An 18,400-nucleotide genomic window follows, 5' to 3' on the forward strand; every position below is an offset into this window, starting at 1 on the left:
AGGCGGCTCCCATATTCAGAGCACCGCATCAGACCGGGAGAGCGCCATGCCGTCCGTCGTCTTCTTCCTCTTCCTCGCTGGGCTCGGGCACTTCCTGCTCGGCATCCCCGTCCCCGTCGCCCTCGTCGGCGGCGGCATCCTCTGGGTGGTCTGGAAGCTCAAGTGGATCATCCTCGGCATCCTCGGGCTGGAGATGCTGTTCGGCGGGCGCGGCGACGACGCCTGATCCCTACGCCTTGACCACCGGGAGATCCTCCCAGCGCGTCGTCCAGGACGGCGAGCGGTTGCCGGAGCGGGCCCGCCAGGCGGCATCCTCCGATCGGAGGCCGAAGCCGATGGCGCCGCGCCCCATGCGGTCCGACAGCTCGTCGATCGCCTTCATCAACGCATCGGAGCGCACGGGCGCCGGGGGTGCGAACAGATCGGCCGGCACATCCTCGGGCCGGACGAGATCCAGCAGCAGGACGCCGGCCTTGCGCCAGCGGTATCCGGGACGGAACGAGCGCTCGATGGCGCTCAGCGCGAGGGACGTGATCGCCGGCGTGGCGTTCGAGGCGGGGGCCAGGGGCAGCGTCATTCCGATGGAGGCCTGCGGCTCGTCCTTGCGGAAGCGATCGGTCATGGCGAAGGCCTGCACGGCCCCGGCCAGCAATCCATCCCGGCGCAGGCGGGCGGCGGCGCGGCCGGCGAACTCCGCCACGGCGTCCTTCACCGAATCCAGATCCTCGACGGACTCGCCGAAGGTGCGCGAGACGCAGGCCGACTTCCGGTCCCCGGCATCCACCTCGAGGTCCAGAACAGGGATGCCGCGCAGCTCCATGACGGTGCGCAGGCCCACGGCGCCCATCGCCTTGCGTATCCATCCGTCAGGCCGCTGGGACAGGTCCCAGGCCGTGCGGATGCCCTCCACGCCGCACTTGGCGGCGAACTGGCGGCCTATGCCCCAGACATCTCCCACCGGCGTGCGCTTCAGGGCCGGTTCGAGCCAGGCGGGGTCCGCCGTGAGATCCAGCGCCCCGTCCGCCTTCTTCGACTTCTTGGCCAGCCGGTTCGCGAGCTTGGCCAGCGTCTTGGTCGAGCCGACGCCGACGGAGATCGGGACGCCCGTCCAGCGCTGGACCGTTGCCTTGACCTCCCGGCACCAGGGCGTCATGTCCGCCTGCGGCATGCCGGACAGATCGAGGAACGCCTCGTCGATGGAATACACCTCGATGCCCGGCGAGAAGGTGGCCAGCACCGCCATCACCCGGGCCGACATGTCGCCGTAGAGCGGGAAGTTCGAGGACAGCATCACCAAGCCATCCTTCTCGAACCGCCGGAGCTTGAAGGCCGGCTCGCCCATCTCGATGCCCAGGGCCTTGGCCTCGGCGCTGCGGGCGATTGCGCACCCATCGTTGCCTGATAGAATCACGATTGGCCGGCCTTCCAGGGAAGGGTCGAACACCCGTTCGAAGCTTGCATAAGCGTTGTTTACGTCACATAGGGAAAATCTGGCCATGGCTCAGCGCCGGGCGAGGGCGGACACCGAATGGGTCACCACGCCCCACACGCGGGCGCCTTCCTCGGGATCCACGCGGAACGACGGGTAGTCGGGATTGGCCGAGGCCAGCTCCCATCCCTCCAGCGTCCGGCGCAGCAGCTTCACGGCGAGGCCGCCGTCGAGCGTAGCCACGACGATGTCGCCGTCCTGCGGCTCGATGGAGCGATCCACGACGAGGAGATCTCCATCCCTCACGCCGGCCGGCACCATGCTGTCGCCGGAGGCGCGGCAGAAGAAGGTCGCCGCCGGGCGCTTGACCATCAGGCGGTGCAGATCCAGCGAACCTTCCAGGTGATCGTCGGCGGGCGAAGGGAATCCGGCGGCGACTAGCGCCGAGTAGATCGGCGCAGCGCCCTCCGGCGGCGCGTAGCCGCGATCGGAGGCCCGGTGGGTTCCGGGCGGAAGAGGGGGGCACTGCAAGGTTTCTACGCCAAACAACGCTAAGCCGGACAAATCAGGAACGCACCTGATTCCCTTTACGGGGGTCACCTAACGAAAGTGCATTTCTTGTACGCCAAGGTCGCACGAAGCCAGAACGTCGCCGCGCACGTCCCCATTTCCCATTACTGTTCAGCTATAGTCCCCGCTCAATGTCCCCTTGCGCGGATGTTCCGCACCTCAACGCCCAAAATAGCGGCCAGTGGCTCCCAGGCAGCCTCGGCGGTTAGCGTCGGCAGCCCCAATGCCATCGCAGTGGCCAGACAGCAGCGGTCGCCGAGCGACAGCCCCGCCGAACGGGTACTCGGGCGCAGTTGGCCCGCCTTGGCGGCGATGTCCACATCCAACGATACGACCTCAATGCCGAATGACAGGGCGATGTCCTTGGCACGATCCTGAGGAACGCCGCGCTCGGCCAACTTGCCGATGACCTCGGCCAAATTAACGGCAGAGATGATGGAATCGACCACCGCGTCAGCGACAATCTCTTGCCCGGGCTCTCGATGAATGAGAGCCAGCAGGGCCGAAGCGTCGAGGACGACTTTACTCATGGGCCGCTTCCTGCCGACGGTCGGCTGACAGCTCGTCAACCAGATCGACATCGTCGGGGATATAGCCCCTTACCTCATCCTGGACACGGGCGATGACATTGCGCAGTGGCTCGAGATGGATTGTGCCCCCCTCATCTACTGTCATCACAAAGCCGCCACCCTTTTCCATGCCGAGGCATGATCTAACCTGTGACGGAACAACGATACGACCATTGGCGGCCATAGTGACGTGTATCTCATTCATATCATCACGCTCATGATGCCATTTTTGTCATTATGCCATTTTTGCAAACAGATCTCAATGTCTGCGATGGCAGTCGCACTTTCCCATATTCTTATGATATAAAACCCGCTAACGGACGTTAGGCGGTTTTATAGATCGGGGTTTTGGCCGTGCGCTGCGTCTCTTACTACAGAGTATCGACTGTGAAACAAGGCCGTTCCGGCCTGGGTCTCGAAGCACAGCAGATGGCAGTGAGCGATTATCTACGCCGCCACAATGGGGAATCGATTGCCGATTATGTCGAGGTCGAATCTGGCAAGAAGAATGACCGGCCCCAGCTTGCAGCTGCCATGACACATTGCCGGCGCACCGGGGCAACGCTGGTGATCGCCAAACTGGACCGATTGGCTCGTAACGTTGCGTTCATCGCGAATCTGATGGAGGCGAGCGGGTTCGAATTCGTTGCCGTGGACATGCCGCTGGCCAGCCGATTCACCTTGCATATCCTGGCGGCGGTAGCTGAGCATGAAGCTCGTCTGATTTCCGAACGCACCAAGGTGGCGCTGGCGGCGACGAAAGCGCGCGGAACCAAGTTGGGCTGCCCATTGGGTGCTGCGCACCTACGGCCATACGGCAACTCCGCGGCCGTCGCGGCAGTGAAGGAGGGGGCCGCAAGTCGGAGAACGGAATTCCTCGCGGTGATCAAGGAGATCCAGGGCGAAGGCTTTACCACTTTCGCTGCGATTGCTGACGAATTAAACAGCCGCGGTATCAGAACGGCGAGAGGGCGGCGCTGGCATCCGATGACCGTACGGCTTGTTCTGAGATCCGACACTGGTTCTATGGCATAAGATCCGTGTGATATTCCATTGATTCCCAGCCCCAAGTATTCTGGCTCGATGATGAAGCACAAAGGCATCCTGGCCGCGCTGGCCGCCGCCATCCTGTTCGGCGGCAGCACTCCGTTCGCCAAGCTGCTGCTCGGTGGTATCGATCCATGGCTGCTGGCGGGTGTTCTGTATCTGGGCTCGGGGATCGGACTGAGCGTCGTCCGCCTTGTGACCAAGGGCGAGCGGTCCAAACTTGGCTCCGGAGAGTGGCCGTGGCTGGTCGGAGCCATTCTCTCGGGTGGTGTTGCTGGCCCCGTACTGCTCATGTACGGATTGTCGGGCACTTCCGCCGCCACTTCGTCACTGCTGCTGAATGCCGAAGGGGTGCTCACCGCCGTACTGGCCTGGGTGGTGTTCAAGGAAAATGCTGATCGCCGCATCGTGCTCGGCATGCTCGCCATCGTGGCGGGTGCGGCGGTGCTGTCCTGGCCGAGCGGTTCGGTCGAACCGTCGTGGCCGTCCCTTGCCGTTCTGGCCGCCTGTCTGTGCTGGGCCATCGACAACAACCTGACCCGCAAGGTGTCGCTGTCCGATCCGGTGCAGATCGCCGCCATCAAGGGGTTGGGCGCGGGCGTGACCAATGTGGTGCTGGCCGTTGCCATGGGTGTACAGATCCCTCCTCCTGCAACCATCGTCGCCGCGGGGGCCATCGGCTTCCTCGGCTACGGCATCAGCCTTGTCGCCTTCGTGGTTGGACTGCGGGAACTGGGAACCGCACGGACTGGCGCCTACTTCTCGACCGCCCCGTTCGTCGGAGCCACCGTCTCCGTGCTGCTGCTCGGGGAATCCATTACCCTGCGTCTGGTTGCGGCGGCGGCGCTGATGGGCGTTGGCGTCTGGCTGCACCTGACCGAGCGTCACGAACATGATCATCACCATGACGCCTTGGAACATGAACATACCCATGAGCATGACGAGCATCATCACCATCACGGAGACGAGCCGCAGGGGGCGCATGTGCATCCTCATCGGCATGAGCCGATGATCCATCAGCACCCCCATTTCCCCGACGCGCACCACCGGCATGGGCATAGCTGAATGCTGTCCATTCCCACCTATGTTCTGGCAGCTTTCGCCGAGATCGGCGGCTGTTTCGCCTTCTGGGCATGGCTGCGGCTGGGCAAGCCGATGGTCTGGCTGCTACCCGGCATGGCCAGCCTCGCCGTCTTCGCGTGGTTGTTGACCCGAATCGAGACCGACTTCGCCGGACGCGCCTACGCCGCCTATGGTGGGGTCTACATCCTGGCTTCGCTGGCATGGCTGTGGCTGGTGGAGGGCAATCGCCCCGACCGGTGGGATGTTCTCGGTGCCGCGATCTGTCTGACCGGCGCGGCCATCATCCTGTTTGCACCCCGGTCGCCCTGATTTCGGATTGTCATGAGGCCAGAGCGTCGATGATGCGGCACTCGGCAACGGTTCCCGCACAGCACGCGGTCATTTGGCGCAGGGCATCCCGCAATCGCCCCAATTCCTCGATCTTGCGCTCGACCTCAACCAGATGTGCCGAGGCCAACCGGTCGGCATCCTCGCACGGTTGCTCGGGATGCTCGGCCAAACGCAACAGCGCCCGGATCGCCTCGATGCTGAAACCGAGATCGCGTCCCTTGCGGATGAAGGACAGCCTCCGCAGATGCTCATCGCCATATTGGCGGTAGCCCGCCGATGTTCGCCCCGGTTCGGGCAATAAGCCGATGCGCTCGTAGTAGCGGATGGTTTCGATATTGACGCCGGTGGCCTTGCCGAGTGCGCCGATGGTCAGTCCATGATTCTGATTCGTCATCACCCTTGACCCTGTAGTCGCTACAGGCCTCATCATATCCTGGATTGGTTTCGGGAGGGAGGTATGGGCGCAAATTGCTGCCAGGGTGGATGTCAGCCGCCGTCAGGTGGAACTACCCTGCGTTTCCGTCGGGCGTTGTGGGCGGCGCTGGCCATCAATGCCGGGATGTTCGTCGTCGAGATCGTCGCCGGCATGGCGGCCGGGTCGTCGTCGCTACAGGCGGATTCCCTGGACTTCCTCGGTGACGCCGCCAATTACGCCGTCAGCCTGTTCGTCCTGGGCATGAGCCTGCGGCGCCGGGCGCAGGCGTCGGTGATCAAGGGGGCGACCATGGGGGCGTTCGGCCTGTGGGTGATCGGCAACACCTTGCTGCATGCGCTGAACGGCACCGTCCCGGAATCCCAGGTGATGGGGGCGGTCAGCATCGCCGCCTTCATCGCCAACGTGACTGTGGCGATCATGCTTTATGCCTTCCGCGAGGGCGACAGCAACATGCGCTCGGTGTGGATCTGCTCGCGCAATGACGCCATCGGCAATCTGGCCGTCCTGGCCGCTGCCGGCGGCGTCTTCGCTTCCGGTTCGGGCTGGCCCGATTTCGCGGTGGCCGGGATCATGGCCGCCCTGGCGCTGAGCGGAGCGTACCAGGTCCTGCGCCATGCCCTGGCCGAACTGCGCTATTCCCCCGTGGTACAGGGATAGGCCTTGCGGATATAGATGATGAAGGCTTGCGGCGCGCTGAGACGGAAGATGTCGTCATTTCCCTGGCGATCCTGGCCTTCCAGCCATTTCAGCATGCCTTCGAGCAAGTCCTGATCCTTGACTCCGCTGGGCATGCAGACCAGACGCTCCTGATACAGGGGGGCCATCACCCGGATGGTCTCGAAGATGGAAGCCGTGGCCGCCAAACACTTGGTGCCGTTGCTGACCACATGGATGTCTTCCTGGGTCAAGGGGCGCTTGCCCAACTGTCTTTCCAAAGCAATCAGCTTCTTGACCTCGCCGCACAGCCCCAGCAGCCGCGACAATGGCAGGGCGCGGGTATTGGCGAGATGCTCCCTGGGCGGTGGAGCCGATGACACCTCCCCGATGGGGCCGGCGGCCTGCTGCCGCGCCGAGACCGGCGACGACAGCAGGACGGCGCAGAGGAGGCATGCGGTAGCTGGCCGGATCACGTTCCCCTCCTCAGGCCATGTCCGTGGCACGGCGACGAACCGTGTCATGGCGCAGGATTTCCCGGCGGATAGAGCCGAAGCGCAGGTAAAGCGCCGGCACCACCACCATGTTGAGGATGGTGGACGACACCAGCCCGCACAGGATCACCACCGCCATGGGGGCCTGGATCTCGCTGCCGGGCTGCCCACCGGACAGGGCCAGTGGGATCAGGGCCAGGCCGGCGGCCAGGGCGGTCATCAGGATGGGCACCAGACGCTCGCGGGCGCCGCGCGCGACCGCCTCGGCGGGGTCGCTCACCCCCTCGCGTTCGGCCAGATGGTGGACATGGGCGATCATCATCACGCCGTTGCGCGTCGCGATGCCGAACAGGGTGATCAGCCCGATCAGGCTGGCCACCGTCATCACGCCGCCGGTCAGGTACATGCCGGCCACGCCGCCGATCAGGGCGAGCGGCAGGTTGAGCATGACCAGCAGGGCGTCCTTGACCGAACGGAAGGCCAGGAACAGCAGCAGGAAGATGCCCACCACCACCACCAGGCTCAGCAGGCCCAGGGTACGGGTGGCCTCGGCGGCGCTCTCGAATTGGCCGCCGAATTCGACGTGATAGCCCTGGGGCAGCTTGACCTCGGCCTCCACCTTGGCCCGCATCTCCTCGACCACGCCGCCGAGATCGCGTCCCGCCACGTTGGCGGTCACCACGATCTTGCGCTGGACGTTCTCGCGGCTGACGCTGTTCGGCCCCCGGTCCTTGGTGATGTCGGCCAGGGCGATCAACGGCAGGCGGGCGCCGGACGAGGTGGTGATCAGGGTTTCGCGGATCGCCTCCATGCTGCCGCGCACGGAAGGATCGTAACGCACCACCAGATCATAGGTGGCCTGGCCCTCCATGATCTTGGACACGGTGGTTCCGGCAAAGGCCGTCTCGATGGAATCGGCCACCTGACGGAGCGTCAGGCCGTGCCGCGCGATGGCGGTGCGGTTGAACTTGACCGTCAGGAAGGGGATGTCGGTCTGCTGTTCCGCCGAGACGTCAACGGCGCCGGGAACCTTCTCCACCGCCGCCTTCACCTGGGCCGCCACCCGGCGCAGGTCGTAGAGGTCGGTGCCGAATATCTTGATGGCGATATTGGCGCGGCTGCCCGACAGCATATGGTCGATGCGGTGCGAGATGGGCTGGCCGACGATGATGTTCATGCCGGGAATCTGGGCGAAGTCACGGCGCAGCGCGTCGAGGAAGTCCTCCTTGCTCCGCTCCTTCATGGCCAGGCTGACCTCGATCTCGGATTCGTGGATGCCGAGCGCGTGGGGGTCGAGCGGCGAGCGGCCGGTGCGCCGCGCCGTCGCCGTCACCTCGGGCTGGCGCAGCAGGGCGTCTTCGACCAATTGGCCGAGATTGGCCGATTCCTCCAGCGAGGTTCCCGGCAGCGTCGAAGCCGAAATGGTCAGGGTGCCCTCGTTGAAATCCGGCAGGAAAGCCCGGCCCGCCAGCCCCAGGGCCGCCATGCTGAGCGTCAATGCAATGCCGGAGCCCCAGGCCACCGCCTTCCAGCGGGTGAGCGTGGCGGCCAGCACCCGGTCGTAGCGGACCAGCAGCCAGCGAATCAGGGCGGGCTCGTGCCCGGCCTCGCCCTCCTTATGGCGGGTGAGCAGCAGCGAGGCCATCACCGGCGTCACCGTGATGGCGACGAACAGGGATGCGGCCAGCGAGATGACGTAGGCGAGGCCGAGGGGAACCATCAGCCGCCCTTCCACGCCGGTGAGAAAGAACAGCGGCAGAAACACCAGCATGATGATCAGGGTGGCGAAGACGATGGAGCCCTGGATTTCCCGCGTGGCCTCGAAGACCACATGGATCGGCGATTGCTGCCGGTCGGGGGCCAGGCGCCGGTTGCCGCCCAGGCGCCGCACGATGTTCTCCACCACGATGATGGCGTCGTCCACCAGGGCGCCCAGGGCGATGGCGAGGCCGCCCAGGGTCATGGTGTTGATGGAAGCGCCCATGGCCTTCATGGCCAGGATGGCCGCCACCAGGGACAGCGGCAGGGCGGTGAGCGTGATCAGGGTCGCCCGCCCGCTCATCAGAAAGGCGAAGACGATGGCCACCACCAGGATGGCGCCGTCTCTGAGCGCATCCACCAGATTGCGCACCGAGACGGTGATGAAATCAGCCTGGCGGAAGATATCGGTGGCCAGCACCATGCCCTCGGGCAGGGTCTTGCGGAGATCGGCGAACACGGAATCGAGACGCCGGGTCAGTTCCAGGGTATTGGCGCCGGGCTGCTTCTGGATGCCCAATACCACGGCCGCGCGGCCGTTGTTGGAGCCGATGCCGCGCCGGATGCCGGGGCCGGCCGCCACCTCGGCCACATCGCGGATCAGCACCGGAACGCCGCCCCTGCGTCCTACCGCCGTGACGCCGATATCGTCCAGCGAATTGATGCGCCCCACGCCCTGGATCAGGAATTCCTGCCCGCCCTCGGCGTAAAAGCCGGCCGGAGCATTCTGGTTGCTCTCCTTCAATGCGGTCAGCACTTCGTCCACCGTGACGCCATAGGCCGCCAGCCGGTCGAGACGGATGGTGACCTGATACTGGCGCTCGTCGCCGCCGATGGGCAGCACCTCGGCGACGCCGGGAACCGCCAGGATGCGCTTGCGCACCACCCAGTCGGCGGCAGCCTTCACCGCCATGCCGTCGTGGCTGTCGGAACGCAGCGCGATGAACATGATCTCGCCCATCACCGAGGCGGCGGGCGCCATGACCGGAGCGGCCACGTCGGGCGGCAGCGCGGCGCGGGCCAGTTGCAGCTTCTCGGCGACGACTTGGCGCGCCATCAGCACGTCGGTGCCCCAGTCGAATTCGACGATCACGGTGGACAGGCCGACGGTGGTGCTGGAACGCACCCGGCGGACCCCCGGCGCGCCGTTCAGCGCCGTCTCGATGGGAAAGGTCACCAGCCGTTCCACCTCGGTGGGGGCCATGCCGTGGGCCTCGGTGGCGACGGTGACCGAAGGGGCGGTCAGGTCGGGGAACACGTCCACCGGCATTCGCAGGGTCTCGTATGTCCCCCAGCCCAGCAGCAGGGCGGCGGCGGCCAGGACGAACAGCCGCGAGCGCAGCGACCACTGGATGATGTAGCTGATCATGGGAGAGCTTTCCTCAGTGCGCGTGGCCGTGGGACAGGGTGGCCGGAGCCGCCGCCGCCAGCTTCACCTGATAGGCGCCCCTGGCCACCACCCGCTCGCCCGGCGCGATGCCGTCGCGGATGGCCACGAAATCGCCGTCGCGCAGGCCGGGCACCACCGGGCGGCGCTCGAAGGACTCGCCGCCGGTCTGGACGAACACCACCGGCTGGCCGTTGTCGTCGAGGAGTGCCGAGGCCGGAACGGCGGGGCTTTCCTCGGCCGCGCCGGTGAACACCCGGACCTGGGCATAGGCGCCGATGCGGAACCGTTCCTCGGGATTGTCGAATTCGAACAGCGCCGGAACGGTGCGGCTGTCCTTGTCCACCACGCCGCCGAGCGCGATCAGGCGGCCGTTCTTCCCCTGCTCGATGAGGGTGGCGCCCTCGTAGCCGTCGGCGGTGAACCACGCTCCCAGGGGATCACGGACCCGCCCGATCTGGGCTTCGGGAATCTGGGCCTCCAGCCACAGCTTGGACAGACCGGCGATATGGAACAGGGGCTGGCCCTGGCCGATGGTGGCACCCGGCTGGGTATTGACCGCCGCGAGACGGCCGGAAACCGGAGCACGCAGCGCGATGCCACCCTTGGCTCCCTGGTAGGGGGCAGCACGGCGGGCGGCAGCGTCCAGGTCGGCCCGCGCGGCGGCCTCTTGGTTGCGGGCCTCGATCACCCGGCGCTCGGGGATGGCCTCCATCTTCAGCAGCCCTTCCAGGCGCTGGCGATCCTGCGTCGCCAGATCGAGGGCGAGGCGGGCCTTGCGGCTTCCCAGTTCCAGGGTGGCGGAATCGGTCTCGCCGCCCAATTGCGGCACCAGCCAAGCCAGAATCTGCCCCTTCTCCACCTGTTGCCCTATGCGTGGGAAGTCAGGAGACGGGGTCAGCATCCCGGCGCCCGGCGCCGCAACGATCGCCTCGTCCGAGGCCCGCGCCCGAATGGTCCCGCTGGCCGCCACCGAATCCCGGATCAGGCGCGGACGCACCTCGGCGGTGGCGAAGTCGATCTTCCACTGGACCTCCTTGGTAACGGCGATCCGTCCCGTCTTCTCGGCATGATCGGCCTCATCCATGGCGGTCTTGGCGGCGGCATCATCGGCATGCACGGTGATCTCACCCAGATCGTGCCCATCGACCACGTCCTGGGTGCGCAAGACGACGCTCAAGCGTCGCATTCCCGATTCCTTGGGAATGACCAGAGCGCGGAAGATGCCTGGCTTGTCCATGAGGGCGGGAAAGCTCTCGTCCGGCTGCCCGCCGCCTGAAAGACGGATCACTGCCTCGCCCTCGGCCACAGGCTTGTGGCTGGCCAGCCGGGTCAGGTGTAGGACGAAATCGCCGGCCTCTCCCGCCACCGGGACTGGATATTCCATGAACAGTTCCGTGGCGGCGGAAAACGTGGTGGACGAGACACGTTCCTCGGCATGGGCATGCTCGCCCCCGTGGGCATGCCCTTCCTCGGCATGGGCTGACTTGACGGCGTGCCGGGGGACCATGGTGGCGTAGATTCCTGCTCCCCCCAGGGCGGTTCCAGCAGCCAGGGCGATGATCAGCTTTCTCATGGCGTGGTCTCTCCGGTGGCGAGCGTCAGGTCGGTGTGAGCCTCGCGGGCGCCGAACTCCAGCTCGATGGCGGTGGTTTCGGCTTCCAGCAGGGATTTGTGGGCATCGAGCAGTTCCAGCACGTTCATCTCGCCCGCCCGGTAGGCGCCCTCGGCGATGCGCGACAGGTCGCGTGACGCCGGCAGCGAGCTTTCGCGGAATTTCAGCGCCGTCTCCCGCAACTCAGCCGTTCGGCGCCACAGGCCACGGATTTCACCCTCGGCCTTGGCGCGGGCCAGCGCCAGATCGGCGGCGGTGGCGCGGGACTGGGCGGCGGCCTTGCGGCTGGCGGCCTGGCCCCGGTCGAACAGCGGCAACGGGGCCGAGACGGTCAGCAGGACGCCCTGGTCGCTGCGATCCGGCTGCTCCACCTGCTTCAGTCCTGCCCCCAGGGTGAGGTCGGGTATCCAGCCCCGGTCGGCGGCCCGGCGATCCAGGTCGGAAGCGGCGACTCTGGCCCGCAGCGCCCGCAGGTCGGGACGGTCTTCCAGGCGCGACATCAGGTCGTCGAGGCCGAGCGATGGCGGCGGCAACAAAGCTCCCTCGATCCGGGGCATGGCGATGCCGGGGGGCCACCCCATCAGGGCGCGCAGGCGTTCCCACGAGTCCGACAGGTCGGCGTTCAGGGCCCGGACCTTGGCATCGGCGGCCACCCGTTCGCGGGTCAAGCGGCGGGCGTCATAGCCCGATACCTCGCGGCCGCTCCTCAGCTTTGTCAGCACGGCTTCCGCCTCGGCGAGGCGACCGGCCCAGTGTTCCGCCGCCGCCTTGGCCTGCTGGCGCATCACGACGGCGTAGAACAGCTTGCGGGCCTCGCCCCCTGCCTCGCGGGTGCGCTGGCGGGCCTCGGCCTGGGTGGCATCCACCCGCCGTCCGGCGGCATCCTGGCGCAGGCCGCGCCGCCCGGAGACGTCCACCGGCTGGGACAGCCGGTAGGTGTCCTGTACCGTGGCGCCTCCGGCCCCCTTGGTGCGGTCGCGCTCGTACTCGAAGGTGGGATTGGGCCACAGCCCGGCCTCATCCTCCTCTGCCCTGGAGGCGTCGATGGCGCCTTCCGTGGCGTTGCGCAGATCGTCGCGCCCCTGGGCGGCGGCGATGGCGGTCTGCTCGTCCAGGCGGCCGATCTCGGCCCAGGCCGGAAAAGCCAGGACCAAGGCCGCCGCCAGGACGGGATGGAAGAGCGGCCTCAATGCTTGTGGTCCTTGAGAACCAGGCCGTGGGCCACGTCGATATAGCCCTTGGCCTCGTCGGCCTTGCCCTCCTTGCACAGCTTCTCGGCGGTCTCGATCTGCCACTTGGCGCGGTCGCGGTCGGCGGGCTTGCCGTCGAAGCGCTTGAAGGCCTGCTTGATCTCGGGCAACTGGTCGCAGGACGTGCCCTTGGACGATTGCGCCCAGGCGGGGGCGGCGAGCAGCAGGGCGGCCAGGGCGGCGATGGTGATGGAACGGGACATGACGTGGTCTCCTCTTGGGGAATAGGGCGACTGACCGGCCGGCACACAGATGCCGGCCGGAAGGTTTCAGTCCGCCTGGGTGGGAAGATCGAACCCGGTCATGGCTTCGCAGATTTCCTGCACCCGAGCCATGTGGGCGGCGCTCTCCTTTCTACGGAGATCAAGATGGTCGTCGGTTTCCCGGCGGCACTTCTCGGCCAGATCTGCCCGCCTCTTGGTCTCGATGGGGGAGCGCCCTTTGATGGCTGGTAGATCGGCCATTTCACGGCACAGAGCCCGCAAATGGCTGGTCTCGCGGGTGGTGTTCGAATCGCGGTAGCGGTGTTGAGCATTGGCCGGCATCCGCGCGGCGGTCTGGTCAAGGTCCCAATCGGCCTCCGTGAGGCACGCGCGACGGAGAATTTCCTGACGATCGTCAGGTGTCTTGCCCTCCAGACGTTGGGTCAGAGGGACAGTTGGGGTGGAGGCGCAACCCGACAGCGCCACGGCAAACAGCACGATGATCAGAGCATTGGCACGCATGGAGAATTCTCCGGAATCAAACGCAGGACGAACGCATCCGCCCCAGGGCAGACGCGCAAAGACGTTCGGTTACCGGAGAAAACTCAGTTCAGCAGAACCACCGAGCGGTGGGAGGCCAAGCGCGGGTCAAGCGACGGCCCTTCCGTGGGAAAGGCGGCGACAATGGTCTGCTGCTTCTTGGGGGAAAGAGCCCAGGGAGCCAGCGAGACGGGCAGAGCCATGTCCGAACCGAGGACGGTCTGCTGCTTGATGATCGGCGGAGCGGACTGGACCAGGGGGATATCGACGCAATCGATCGCCGCCGTCAGATGATGCTCGGCAGAAAGGCCATCCGTCGATCCGCGATCGTGATGCCGGGCTTGAGCGGCCTCGATGGCCAGATGCCCATCGCCGCCAAGGCACAAAGCGAATGCCCCGCCCGTCGGCCCCCCAAGCAGGATCATCAGCAGGCTGAGCAGAGCAGCCAGCTTCCGAACCGGAAGGGTGGACATCAAACGGGACACCGAGGCGATCCTTTCAGCTATCACCATTGGGGTGGATAGCATGCTGGAAACGGGCCGGCAAATGAACGCTTTTTAATCGCAGCGGGTTGAAGGAAGCCTTTCTTCCGTTCACCTATACCTATCACACCAGCACCCGCGACACCGCCTCGACGGCCTTCATGCCTTGGCCAAAGCGGGCCATGGCTTCGCGGTTTGCCTTCAACTCGCCGTAGGGTAGGAAGCGGACCTGGAGGTCGCCGATACGGCTGAAGGCCGGGCGGGCCAATTGGGTGCGAACCTCGCCCTCGCGGTCGTCGGGGGCAACCAGGAACAGCCCGTTGGGGGAATGCAGATCGCTTCCGAGGGCAAGATCGAGCAGGCGGACGATGCCGGAGTAGATGGAGGTGGTGTGCTCGACCTCGAAGGCACCGACCACTTTGGATACTCCGCGCTCCAGCCACAGCACGTCGATCAAGCGGATGGCGTCGGCACCTGGGGCTTGGTCGATGGCCGGTGGCAGCACGGCAAGGCAGCCGTCTGACAAGCGTCCAGCGGCGAAGGCCCGGTTGCGGTCGTTGGAGGCGATCCAGACGTCGAAGCCGAGCGACCGTCCGAGGTCGCGCAGCCACGCCTGCACCTCGGTGTGGGTGAGATCGCTCTGGCGGGCGGCGGCCAGGATCTTTTCGGACTTAGCCCCTTCCGCGCGAACCTGAGCCAGATCGTTCTCCCAGGCCTTGCGGGCGGTCTCATCGTCGGCCAAGGGTGGCGGAGGATAGCGGCCACTTCCGATATCGAACAGGAAACCGGCGATGGCACCGAGGTCGTTGGATAGCAGATCCCGGTACTTGGCGTTGAGCGCCAGGATTCCGGCCCGCATGGCAAGGTATTCCCCCCACCGTCCCAGCTTGACCTTGGCTCCGGTCAGGGCGTTGTAGCCGTTGACGATGGCGGTGTTGAACGGTGGGGTGATGGTCGGGTGATGGAAGTAGAGCAGATTGGCCACCGTCGGCCCCAATCCCTTGATGGCCTGGGAATCGAGCCTGCGGATGGCGGCGATCACCGCATCCTCGCCGCTGCAGCAGGCGCAAGCGGCAAGGCAGCGGGCGAAGGCCAGCTGGTTGTCCCTGTTCTCATAGATGTCGGGAATCCGCAGCTTCGGCTTCCACAGGAAGGCATGATCCGCCCCCTTGAAGATCTGCCGCTGCTCGGCGATGGCACCCACCGCCGTTTCCAGCGACGACCCCTTGTAGACGTTGCCGAAGGTGCCGGTCTCAATCTCCGCCACCACCTGGGCGACGCCCCGGCGGATCGAGTGGAAGTTCTTCAGCCGCTCCTCCCACAGGAACCACAGGCGATAAGTGCCGCCGGGATCGTCGCGCCAGCGCGTCAGCAATTCACGGATAGGATCCACCGCCAGATCTCCAGCATTTTCCCCGCCCCTATGATGCAAGCATTCATCGCATTTGCAACAAGCCCGCGCCCCTTGGACCGGGAAGGGGGAATGTAAAGTTTTGTAACCGTGGATAGAGGTAATATTTACACTTCATTACACCACCGACCCTCCCGAAATCCGTATGGTCGGGCATGGTTTCCGAATGCCAAGGGGGGAATACGTGGCGCAAGCGGATGTCATCGACCTGATCTTTACGGGCTTGGCCGCCCCAAATGCTAGTGAAGCCTATGTACGCCATGCGGCGGTAATCAACCGCAATGACGGCAGGATGTCGATCCTCAACCCGGAAGATCTGTCCCGGGGATGCATCCACTTTCAGGACCAGTACCGGAAGCTGAATTTTGGCGCCGCACAACAGATGTTGGCGCTGATCGAACAGACGGTCCAGGTGGAGAAGGTCGCCATCAAGATCCGCGAGGCGATCTATCCCAGACTGCTTGTCGCGGTCGGAGCACCGCAGGGAACCCCCATTCCCGATCTGATCTGGCAGCTCTACGCCATCTACGCCAAATCGACCCCGGCCGAGATGATGGCGCTGGCGGCCCAGACCGGTGAAATTTTCGACACCGGCTGGAAGAATCTGGCGGCCGACGAGGACGATCTTTCGGTGGAGGCCCTGAAGAGTTTCTATGACAGCCTGCCTTTCCCGGTGGGCTGTACTTTCCGGAAATTGATCTCGGATAATCTGCAACTGGCGCTTCAGGCCCTGCCGTTCTGGGCGGTCACCCATATCAAACCGAAGGCGGCTTTCGACTTCGGCGGCAATTCCGGCCTGATGACCACCCTGATGGCCACCACCGGCACGGGGCGCTGCCTGCTGGTCGATTTCTCCAGCAAAATGCTGGACTTTGCCCGCTGGAAAGACCGGCGGATGGGCGTCACCAACGTCGAGTACCTGGAACTAGACGCTGCCATGTCTAGCCTTCCCCATCCATTCAAGGAAAGCTTCGACTTCGGCGTCTGCACCGAGGTGATGGAGCACATTTTCGACGTCGAGAAGGCGGTGGCGACCATGGCGGCCCTGCTGAAGAAGGACGGGTTGCTGTTCTTCTCCGCCTCGTTCGGTCATTACCCCTATCCGTCCCACCTGCGCCGCAACGTGGTGTTCGCTGGCAAGGAGGACGATCTGCTGCGCCGCCATGGGCTCCAACCGGTTGACGCCTCCTTCCCGTTCCCCATGGCGCCCAACCAAAAGCTCTACAAGAAGGTCGTCAGTTCGACCAGCACACATCGGCGGTGAGCGGTGGTCGTGCTGGAGGAGGCCGGTATGCTGCGGATCACCGTTCGCTTCGGCCGAACCTCCAGATCGGTAATGACGGCAATCGCCCTCGCCCAACTGGGCTTTTCCCGAGGATGGCGGGGGCAATGTCTGGAGTGGGTGACGACGGTCGACGAGGCCGCCGCCCCCGGTCTTTTCATGGATGTCTCCAACGTCCTGGCGACGGCCCATCCGGTCGCATTGCTTGACGCGGACTATTCTCGGGACGACGCCGTCGTGGTCGAGATCGCCGATTGCCGCCGGATGATCTTCCAGCAAATCCGATTGCCGACTCAACCATCACCTCAGCCAAGATAGAAGCTCCCTAGCGGCTTGTTCACTCCAAATCCTACGCCATGCCCAAGGTGAACTGCGCTATTCCTCCGCCTCGCAGGGATAGGTTTTGCGGATATAAAGGATGAAGGCCCGTGGCGCGCTGAGGCGGAAGATATCATCGACGCCCTCGCGGTCGAGAACCTCCAGCCATTCCAGTAGACCTGCCAGCAATTTCTCGTCTTTAACCCCGGAGGGCATGCAGACCTGGTGCTCCTGATACATGGGGGCCATCACCCGGATGGTCTCGAAGATAGCCGCAGTAGCCGCCAAACATTTAGCGGCATTGTTGACTACGTAGATATCCTCGGGGGACAGGGGGCGCTTGCCCAGTTCGCTGTCGAGAATTAGAAGTCTCTTGACCTCGCCGCACAGCCCCAGCAGATGCGACAGTGGCAGGGCACGGGTGCTGGCCAGACGTTCCCGTGGCGGTGCGGCAGGCTGCTCCCCGATAGGGCTGGAGACCTGTTCTCGCGCCGATGTCGGCCATGGCAGCAGGATGGTGCAGACGACCAAAGCCACGAGCCGGCCCCAGATCATCATGGGGACACCCCGCCGCTAATTATGCGGTCCATGAGTTGGCGAGTGAAATTGATAAGCTCCTGGAGCATGAATGATCCAAAGATTAGGATCGCGGCCCCGGTCGCAATAAATTTCGGCACAAAAGTGATTGTCTGCTCCATGATTTGGGTCAGCGTCTGGATTAGAGAGATAAGCAAGCCAACGGCTAACCCTATAATCAAAGCAGGGGCGGACATCTTTATGAAAACGATCATGCTTTCTCTTGCCAGGTCAATCAGCTCCGCCTCAGTCATAATATGTCACCACAGAAGATAATTCAGGCCCATGTTGTGCTCGGCCTTATCGTCAGCGGTTATTGTAGATTATTTGTAAGTATATGCGCTGGCTTTATGGTAAGGTTTTGTAAACAACGGCGACACATAAAACAACTTGGAGGCATCAACCTGGTAATTTATTATCAAAAATATTCAAATCTATAGCGCCCACTGAAATCGCGCCACGATCAGAAGCTGTTCCGGCGCCTCATTACAGGCTTACATCTTGATCGTAGCGCCCAAGCACCAACAAACCGGCGTATGATGCGGCAGGCATTCCATGCTGGAGAGGCCTGGGTCTACTTCTGGACCCCATGGCTTTCTGGATGAGGCAGGGCGGCAAGGTCGAAATGCCGCCGAACCAGATTCAACTCGTTGAGGCCTTCGTGGGTTTTTCCTTCCCGGCACAGCCTCGCCGCGCGATGCAACTCCTGCCGGATCGAGTCGATCTCGGAGACCGGATACCACTTCCCGTTGTCGAGCTTGACCGGGGGCTGTCCGGGCCGGCCGATTGCTCCCATGGGGGCGCCCCGCAGGTTGGCACCGAGTTCGTCAAGTTGGGTCTGGCAGGCTTCGGCCTCGGTAACCTCTCCGGCATGGACCGTTCCCAGGGAGAATGGCAGCGCCAGTAAGGCGACCGCCAGGGCGGGAATGAGCCGTGATGCCGCCATGTGAGCCTCCTCTGGTTCGG

At 64.6% G+C, this 18,400-nt stretch carries 23 protein-coding genes; 7 read left to right on the top strand and 16 right to left on the bottom strand.

Going from position 1 to position 18,400, the window contains the following annotated elements:
* Nucleotides 1-46 precede the first annotated feature (46 nt).
* Entirely contained in the window at nucleotides 47-226 is a 180-nt protein-coding gene (locus tag WV31_RS11180; protein ID WP_085373650.1) for a hypothetical protein, read from the top strand.
* A 3-nt stretch (nucleotides 227-229) separates the two neighbouring features.
* Here WV31_RS11180 and WV31_RS11185 read toward each other — a convergent pair whose 3' ends face one another.
* From WV31_RS11185 to WV31_RS11200, 4 genes are all read right to left on the bottom strand, one after another.
* The gene (locus WV31_RS11185; protein ID WP_085373651.1) at nucleotides 230-1,498 is read right to left on the bottom strand and encodes a Y-family DNA polymerase; all 1,269 of its coding nucleotides are present in this window, start codon (nucleotides 1,496-1,498) and stop codon (nucleotides 230-232) included.
* 3 nt (nucleotides 1,499-1,501) lie between these two features.
* Entirely contained in the window at nucleotides 1,502-2,029 is a 528-nt protein-coding gene (locus WV31_RS11190) for a LexA family protein (RefSeq protein WP_237051262.1), read from the bottom strand.
* A 98-nt stretch (nucleotides 2,030-2,127) separates the two neighbouring features.
* Complete coding sequence (locus tag WV31_RS11195) at nucleotides 2,128-2,529, bottom strand: type II toxin-antitoxin system VapC family toxin (RefSeq protein ID WP_145980842.1); 402 nt, start codon at nucleotides 2,527-2,529, stop codon at nucleotides 2,128-2,130.
* Complete coding sequence (locus WV31_RS11200) at nucleotides 2,522-2,752, bottom strand: AbrB/MazE/SpoVT family DNA-binding domain-containing protein (RefSeq protein WP_168185924.1); 231 nt, start codon at nucleotides 2,750-2,752, stop codon at nucleotides 2,522-2,524. The genes WV31_RS11195 and WV31_RS11200 overlap by 8 nt, the downstream gene beginning before the upstream one ends.
* 170 nt (nucleotides 2,753-2,922) lie before the next feature.
* On the opposite strand from WV31_RS11200, the gene WV31_RS11205 reads away from it, so the two are divergent.
* The 3 genes from WV31_RS11205 to WV31_RS11215 are packed head-to-tail and all read left to right on the top strand — an operon-like array spanning nucleotide 2,923 to nucleotide 5,007.
* Nucleotides 2,923-3,603, top strand: coding sequence for a recombinase family protein (locus WV31_RS11205; RefSeq protein ID WP_068438706.1), 681 nt, complete (start codon nucleotides 2,923-2,925; stop codon nucleotides 3,601-3,603).
* A gap of 48 nt (nucleotides 3,604-3,651) precedes the next feature.
* Complete coding sequence (locus WV31_RS11210; RefSeq protein ID WP_442915430.1) at nucleotides 3,652-4,680, top strand: DMT family transporter; 1,029 nt, start codon at nucleotides 3,652-3,654, stop codon at nucleotides 4,678-4,680.
* Nucleotides 4,681-5,007 carry a YnfA family protein gene (locus tag WV31_RS11215; RefSeq protein ID WP_068438253.1) on the top strand — a complete coding sequence of 109 codons (327 nt, stop codon included), beginning with the start codon at nucleotides 4,681-4,683 and terminating at the stop codon, nucleotides 5,005-5,007.
* A gap of 10 nt (nucleotides 5,008-5,017) precedes the next feature.
* On the opposite strand, the gene WV31_RS11220 is transcribed toward WV31_RS11215, so the two are convergent.
* Nucleotides 5,018-5,422 (bottom strand): MerR family transcriptional regulator, encoded by a 405-nt coding sequence (locus WV31_RS11220; RefSeq protein WP_068438250.1) that lies wholly within the window; start codon nucleotides 5,420-5,422, stop codon nucleotides 5,018-5,020.
* Nucleotides 5,423-5,485: 63 nt separating this feature from the next.
* Between WV31_RS11220 and WV31_RS11225 the strand changes: the two genes are divergently transcribed.
* The gene (locus WV31_RS11225) at nucleotides 5,486-6,121 is read left to right on the top strand and encodes a cation diffusion facilitator family transporter (protein WP_068438247.1); all 636 of its coding nucleotides are present in this window, start codon (nucleotides 5,486-5,488) and stop codon (nucleotides 6,119-6,121) included.
* Here WV31_RS11225 and WV31_RS11230 read toward each other — a convergent pair.
* The 8 genes from WV31_RS11230 to WV31_RS11265 form a co-directional block, all read right to left on the bottom strand.
* Complete coding sequence (locus WV31_RS11230; protein ID WP_145980843.1) at nucleotides 6,097-6,594, bottom strand: hypothetical protein; 498 nt, start codon at nucleotides 6,592-6,594, stop codon at nucleotides 6,097-6,099. The two genes, WV31_RS11225 and WV31_RS11230, sit on opposite strands and share 25 nt — an antisense overlap.
* Nucleotides 6,595-6,604: 10 nt before the next feature.
* On the bottom strand, nucleotides 6,605-9,739 hold the full coding sequence (locus tag WV31_RS11235) for an efflux RND transporter permease subunit (RefSeq protein ID WP_085373656.1): 3,135 nt from the start codon (nucleotides 9,737-9,739) through the stop codon (nucleotides 6,605-6,607).
* A gap of 13 nt (nucleotides 9,740-9,752) precedes the next feature.
* A complete protein-coding gene (locus WV31_RS11240; protein ID WP_085373657.1) occupies nucleotides 9,753-11,333 on the bottom strand; it encodes an efflux RND transporter periplasmic adaptor subunit in 1,581 nt (526 codons plus the stop codon).
* Nucleotides 11,330-12,562 (bottom strand): TolC family protein, encoded by a 1,233-nt coding sequence (locus WV31_RS11245; protein ID WP_085373658.1) that lies wholly within the window; start codon nucleotides 12,560-12,562, stop codon nucleotides 11,330-11,332. The genes WV31_RS11240 and WV31_RS11245 overlap by 4 nt, the downstream gene beginning before the upstream one ends.
* Entirely contained in the window at nucleotides 12,559-12,825 is a 267-nt protein-coding gene (locus tag WV31_RS11250; protein WP_085373659.1) for a hypothetical protein, read from the bottom strand. Before WV31_RS11250 ends, WV31_RS11245 begins: the two co-directional genes overlap by 4 nt.
* Nucleotides 12,826-12,891: 66 nt before the next feature.
* Nucleotides 12,892-13,347, bottom strand: coding sequence for a hypothetical protein (locus WV31_RS11255; protein WP_085373660.1), 456 nt, complete (start codon nucleotides 13,345-13,347; stop codon nucleotides 12,892-12,894).
* Between the two features lie 83 nt (nucleotides 13,348-13,430).
* Nucleotides 13,431-13,838 carry a hypothetical protein gene (locus WV31_RS11260; protein ID WP_145980844.1) on the bottom strand — a complete coding sequence of 136 codons (408 nt, stop codon included), beginning with the start codon at nucleotides 13,836-13,838 and terminating at the stop codon, nucleotides 13,431-13,433.
* Between the two features lie 133 nt (nucleotides 13,839-13,971).
* Nucleotides 13,972-15,240 carry a type II restriction endonuclease gene (locus WV31_RS11265; RefSeq protein WP_206072539.1) on the bottom strand — a complete coding sequence of 423 codons (1,269 nt, stop codon included), beginning with the start codon at nucleotides 15,238-15,240 and terminating at the stop codon, nucleotides 13,972-13,974.
* A gap of 202 nt (nucleotides 15,241-15,442) precedes the next feature.
* Between WV31_RS11265 and WV31_RS11270 the strand changes: the two genes are divergently transcribed.
* On the top strand, nucleotides 15,443-16,522 hold the full coding sequence (locus WV31_RS11270) for a class I SAM-dependent methyltransferase (protein ID WP_168185925.1): 1,080 nt from the start codon (nucleotides 15,443-15,445) through the stop codon (nucleotides 16,520-16,522).
* Between the two features lie 27 nt (nucleotides 16,523-16,549).
* Nucleotides 16,550-16,858: a hypothetical protein gene (locus WV31_RS11275; protein ID WP_068438697.1), complete on the top strand. Its 309-nt coding sequence runs from the start codon at nucleotides 16,550-16,552 to the stop codon at nucleotides 16,856-16,858.
* Between the two features lie 57 nt (nucleotides 16,859-16,915).
* On the opposite strand, the gene WV31_RS11280 is transcribed toward WV31_RS11275, so the two are convergent.
* The 3 genes from WV31_RS11280 to WV31_RS21600 all read right to left on the bottom strand — a co-directional run bounded on the left by WV31_RS11280 (nucleotide 16,916) and on the right by WV31_RS21600 (nucleotide 18,380).
* Entirely contained in the window at nucleotides 16,916-17,416 is a 501-nt protein-coding gene (locus WV31_RS11280; RefSeq protein ID WP_068438694.1) for a hypothetical protein, read from the bottom strand.
* Nucleotides 17,413-17,688 carry a flagellar biosynthetic protein FliQ gene (locus WV31_RS11285; protein WP_068438691.1) on the bottom strand — a complete coding sequence of 92 codons (276 nt, stop codon included), beginning with the start codon at nucleotides 17,686-17,688 and terminating at the stop codon, nucleotides 17,413-17,415. Before WV31_RS11285 ends, WV31_RS11280 begins: the two co-directional genes overlap by 4 nt.
* 320 nt (nucleotides 17,689-18,008) lie before the next feature.
* Nucleotides 18,009-18,380: a hypothetical protein gene (locus WV31_RS21600; RefSeq protein WP_145980845.1), complete on the bottom strand. Its 372-nt coding sequence runs from the start codon at nucleotides 18,378-18,380 to the stop codon at nucleotides 18,009-18,011.
* Between the last annotated feature and the right edge of the window lie 20 nt (nucleotides 18,381-18,400).

The organism is Magnetospirillum sp. ME-1, from assembly GCF_002105535.1.
Classification (GTDB): Bacteria; Pseudomonadota; Alphaproteobacteria; order Rhodospirillales; family Magnetospirillaceae; genus Phaeospirillum.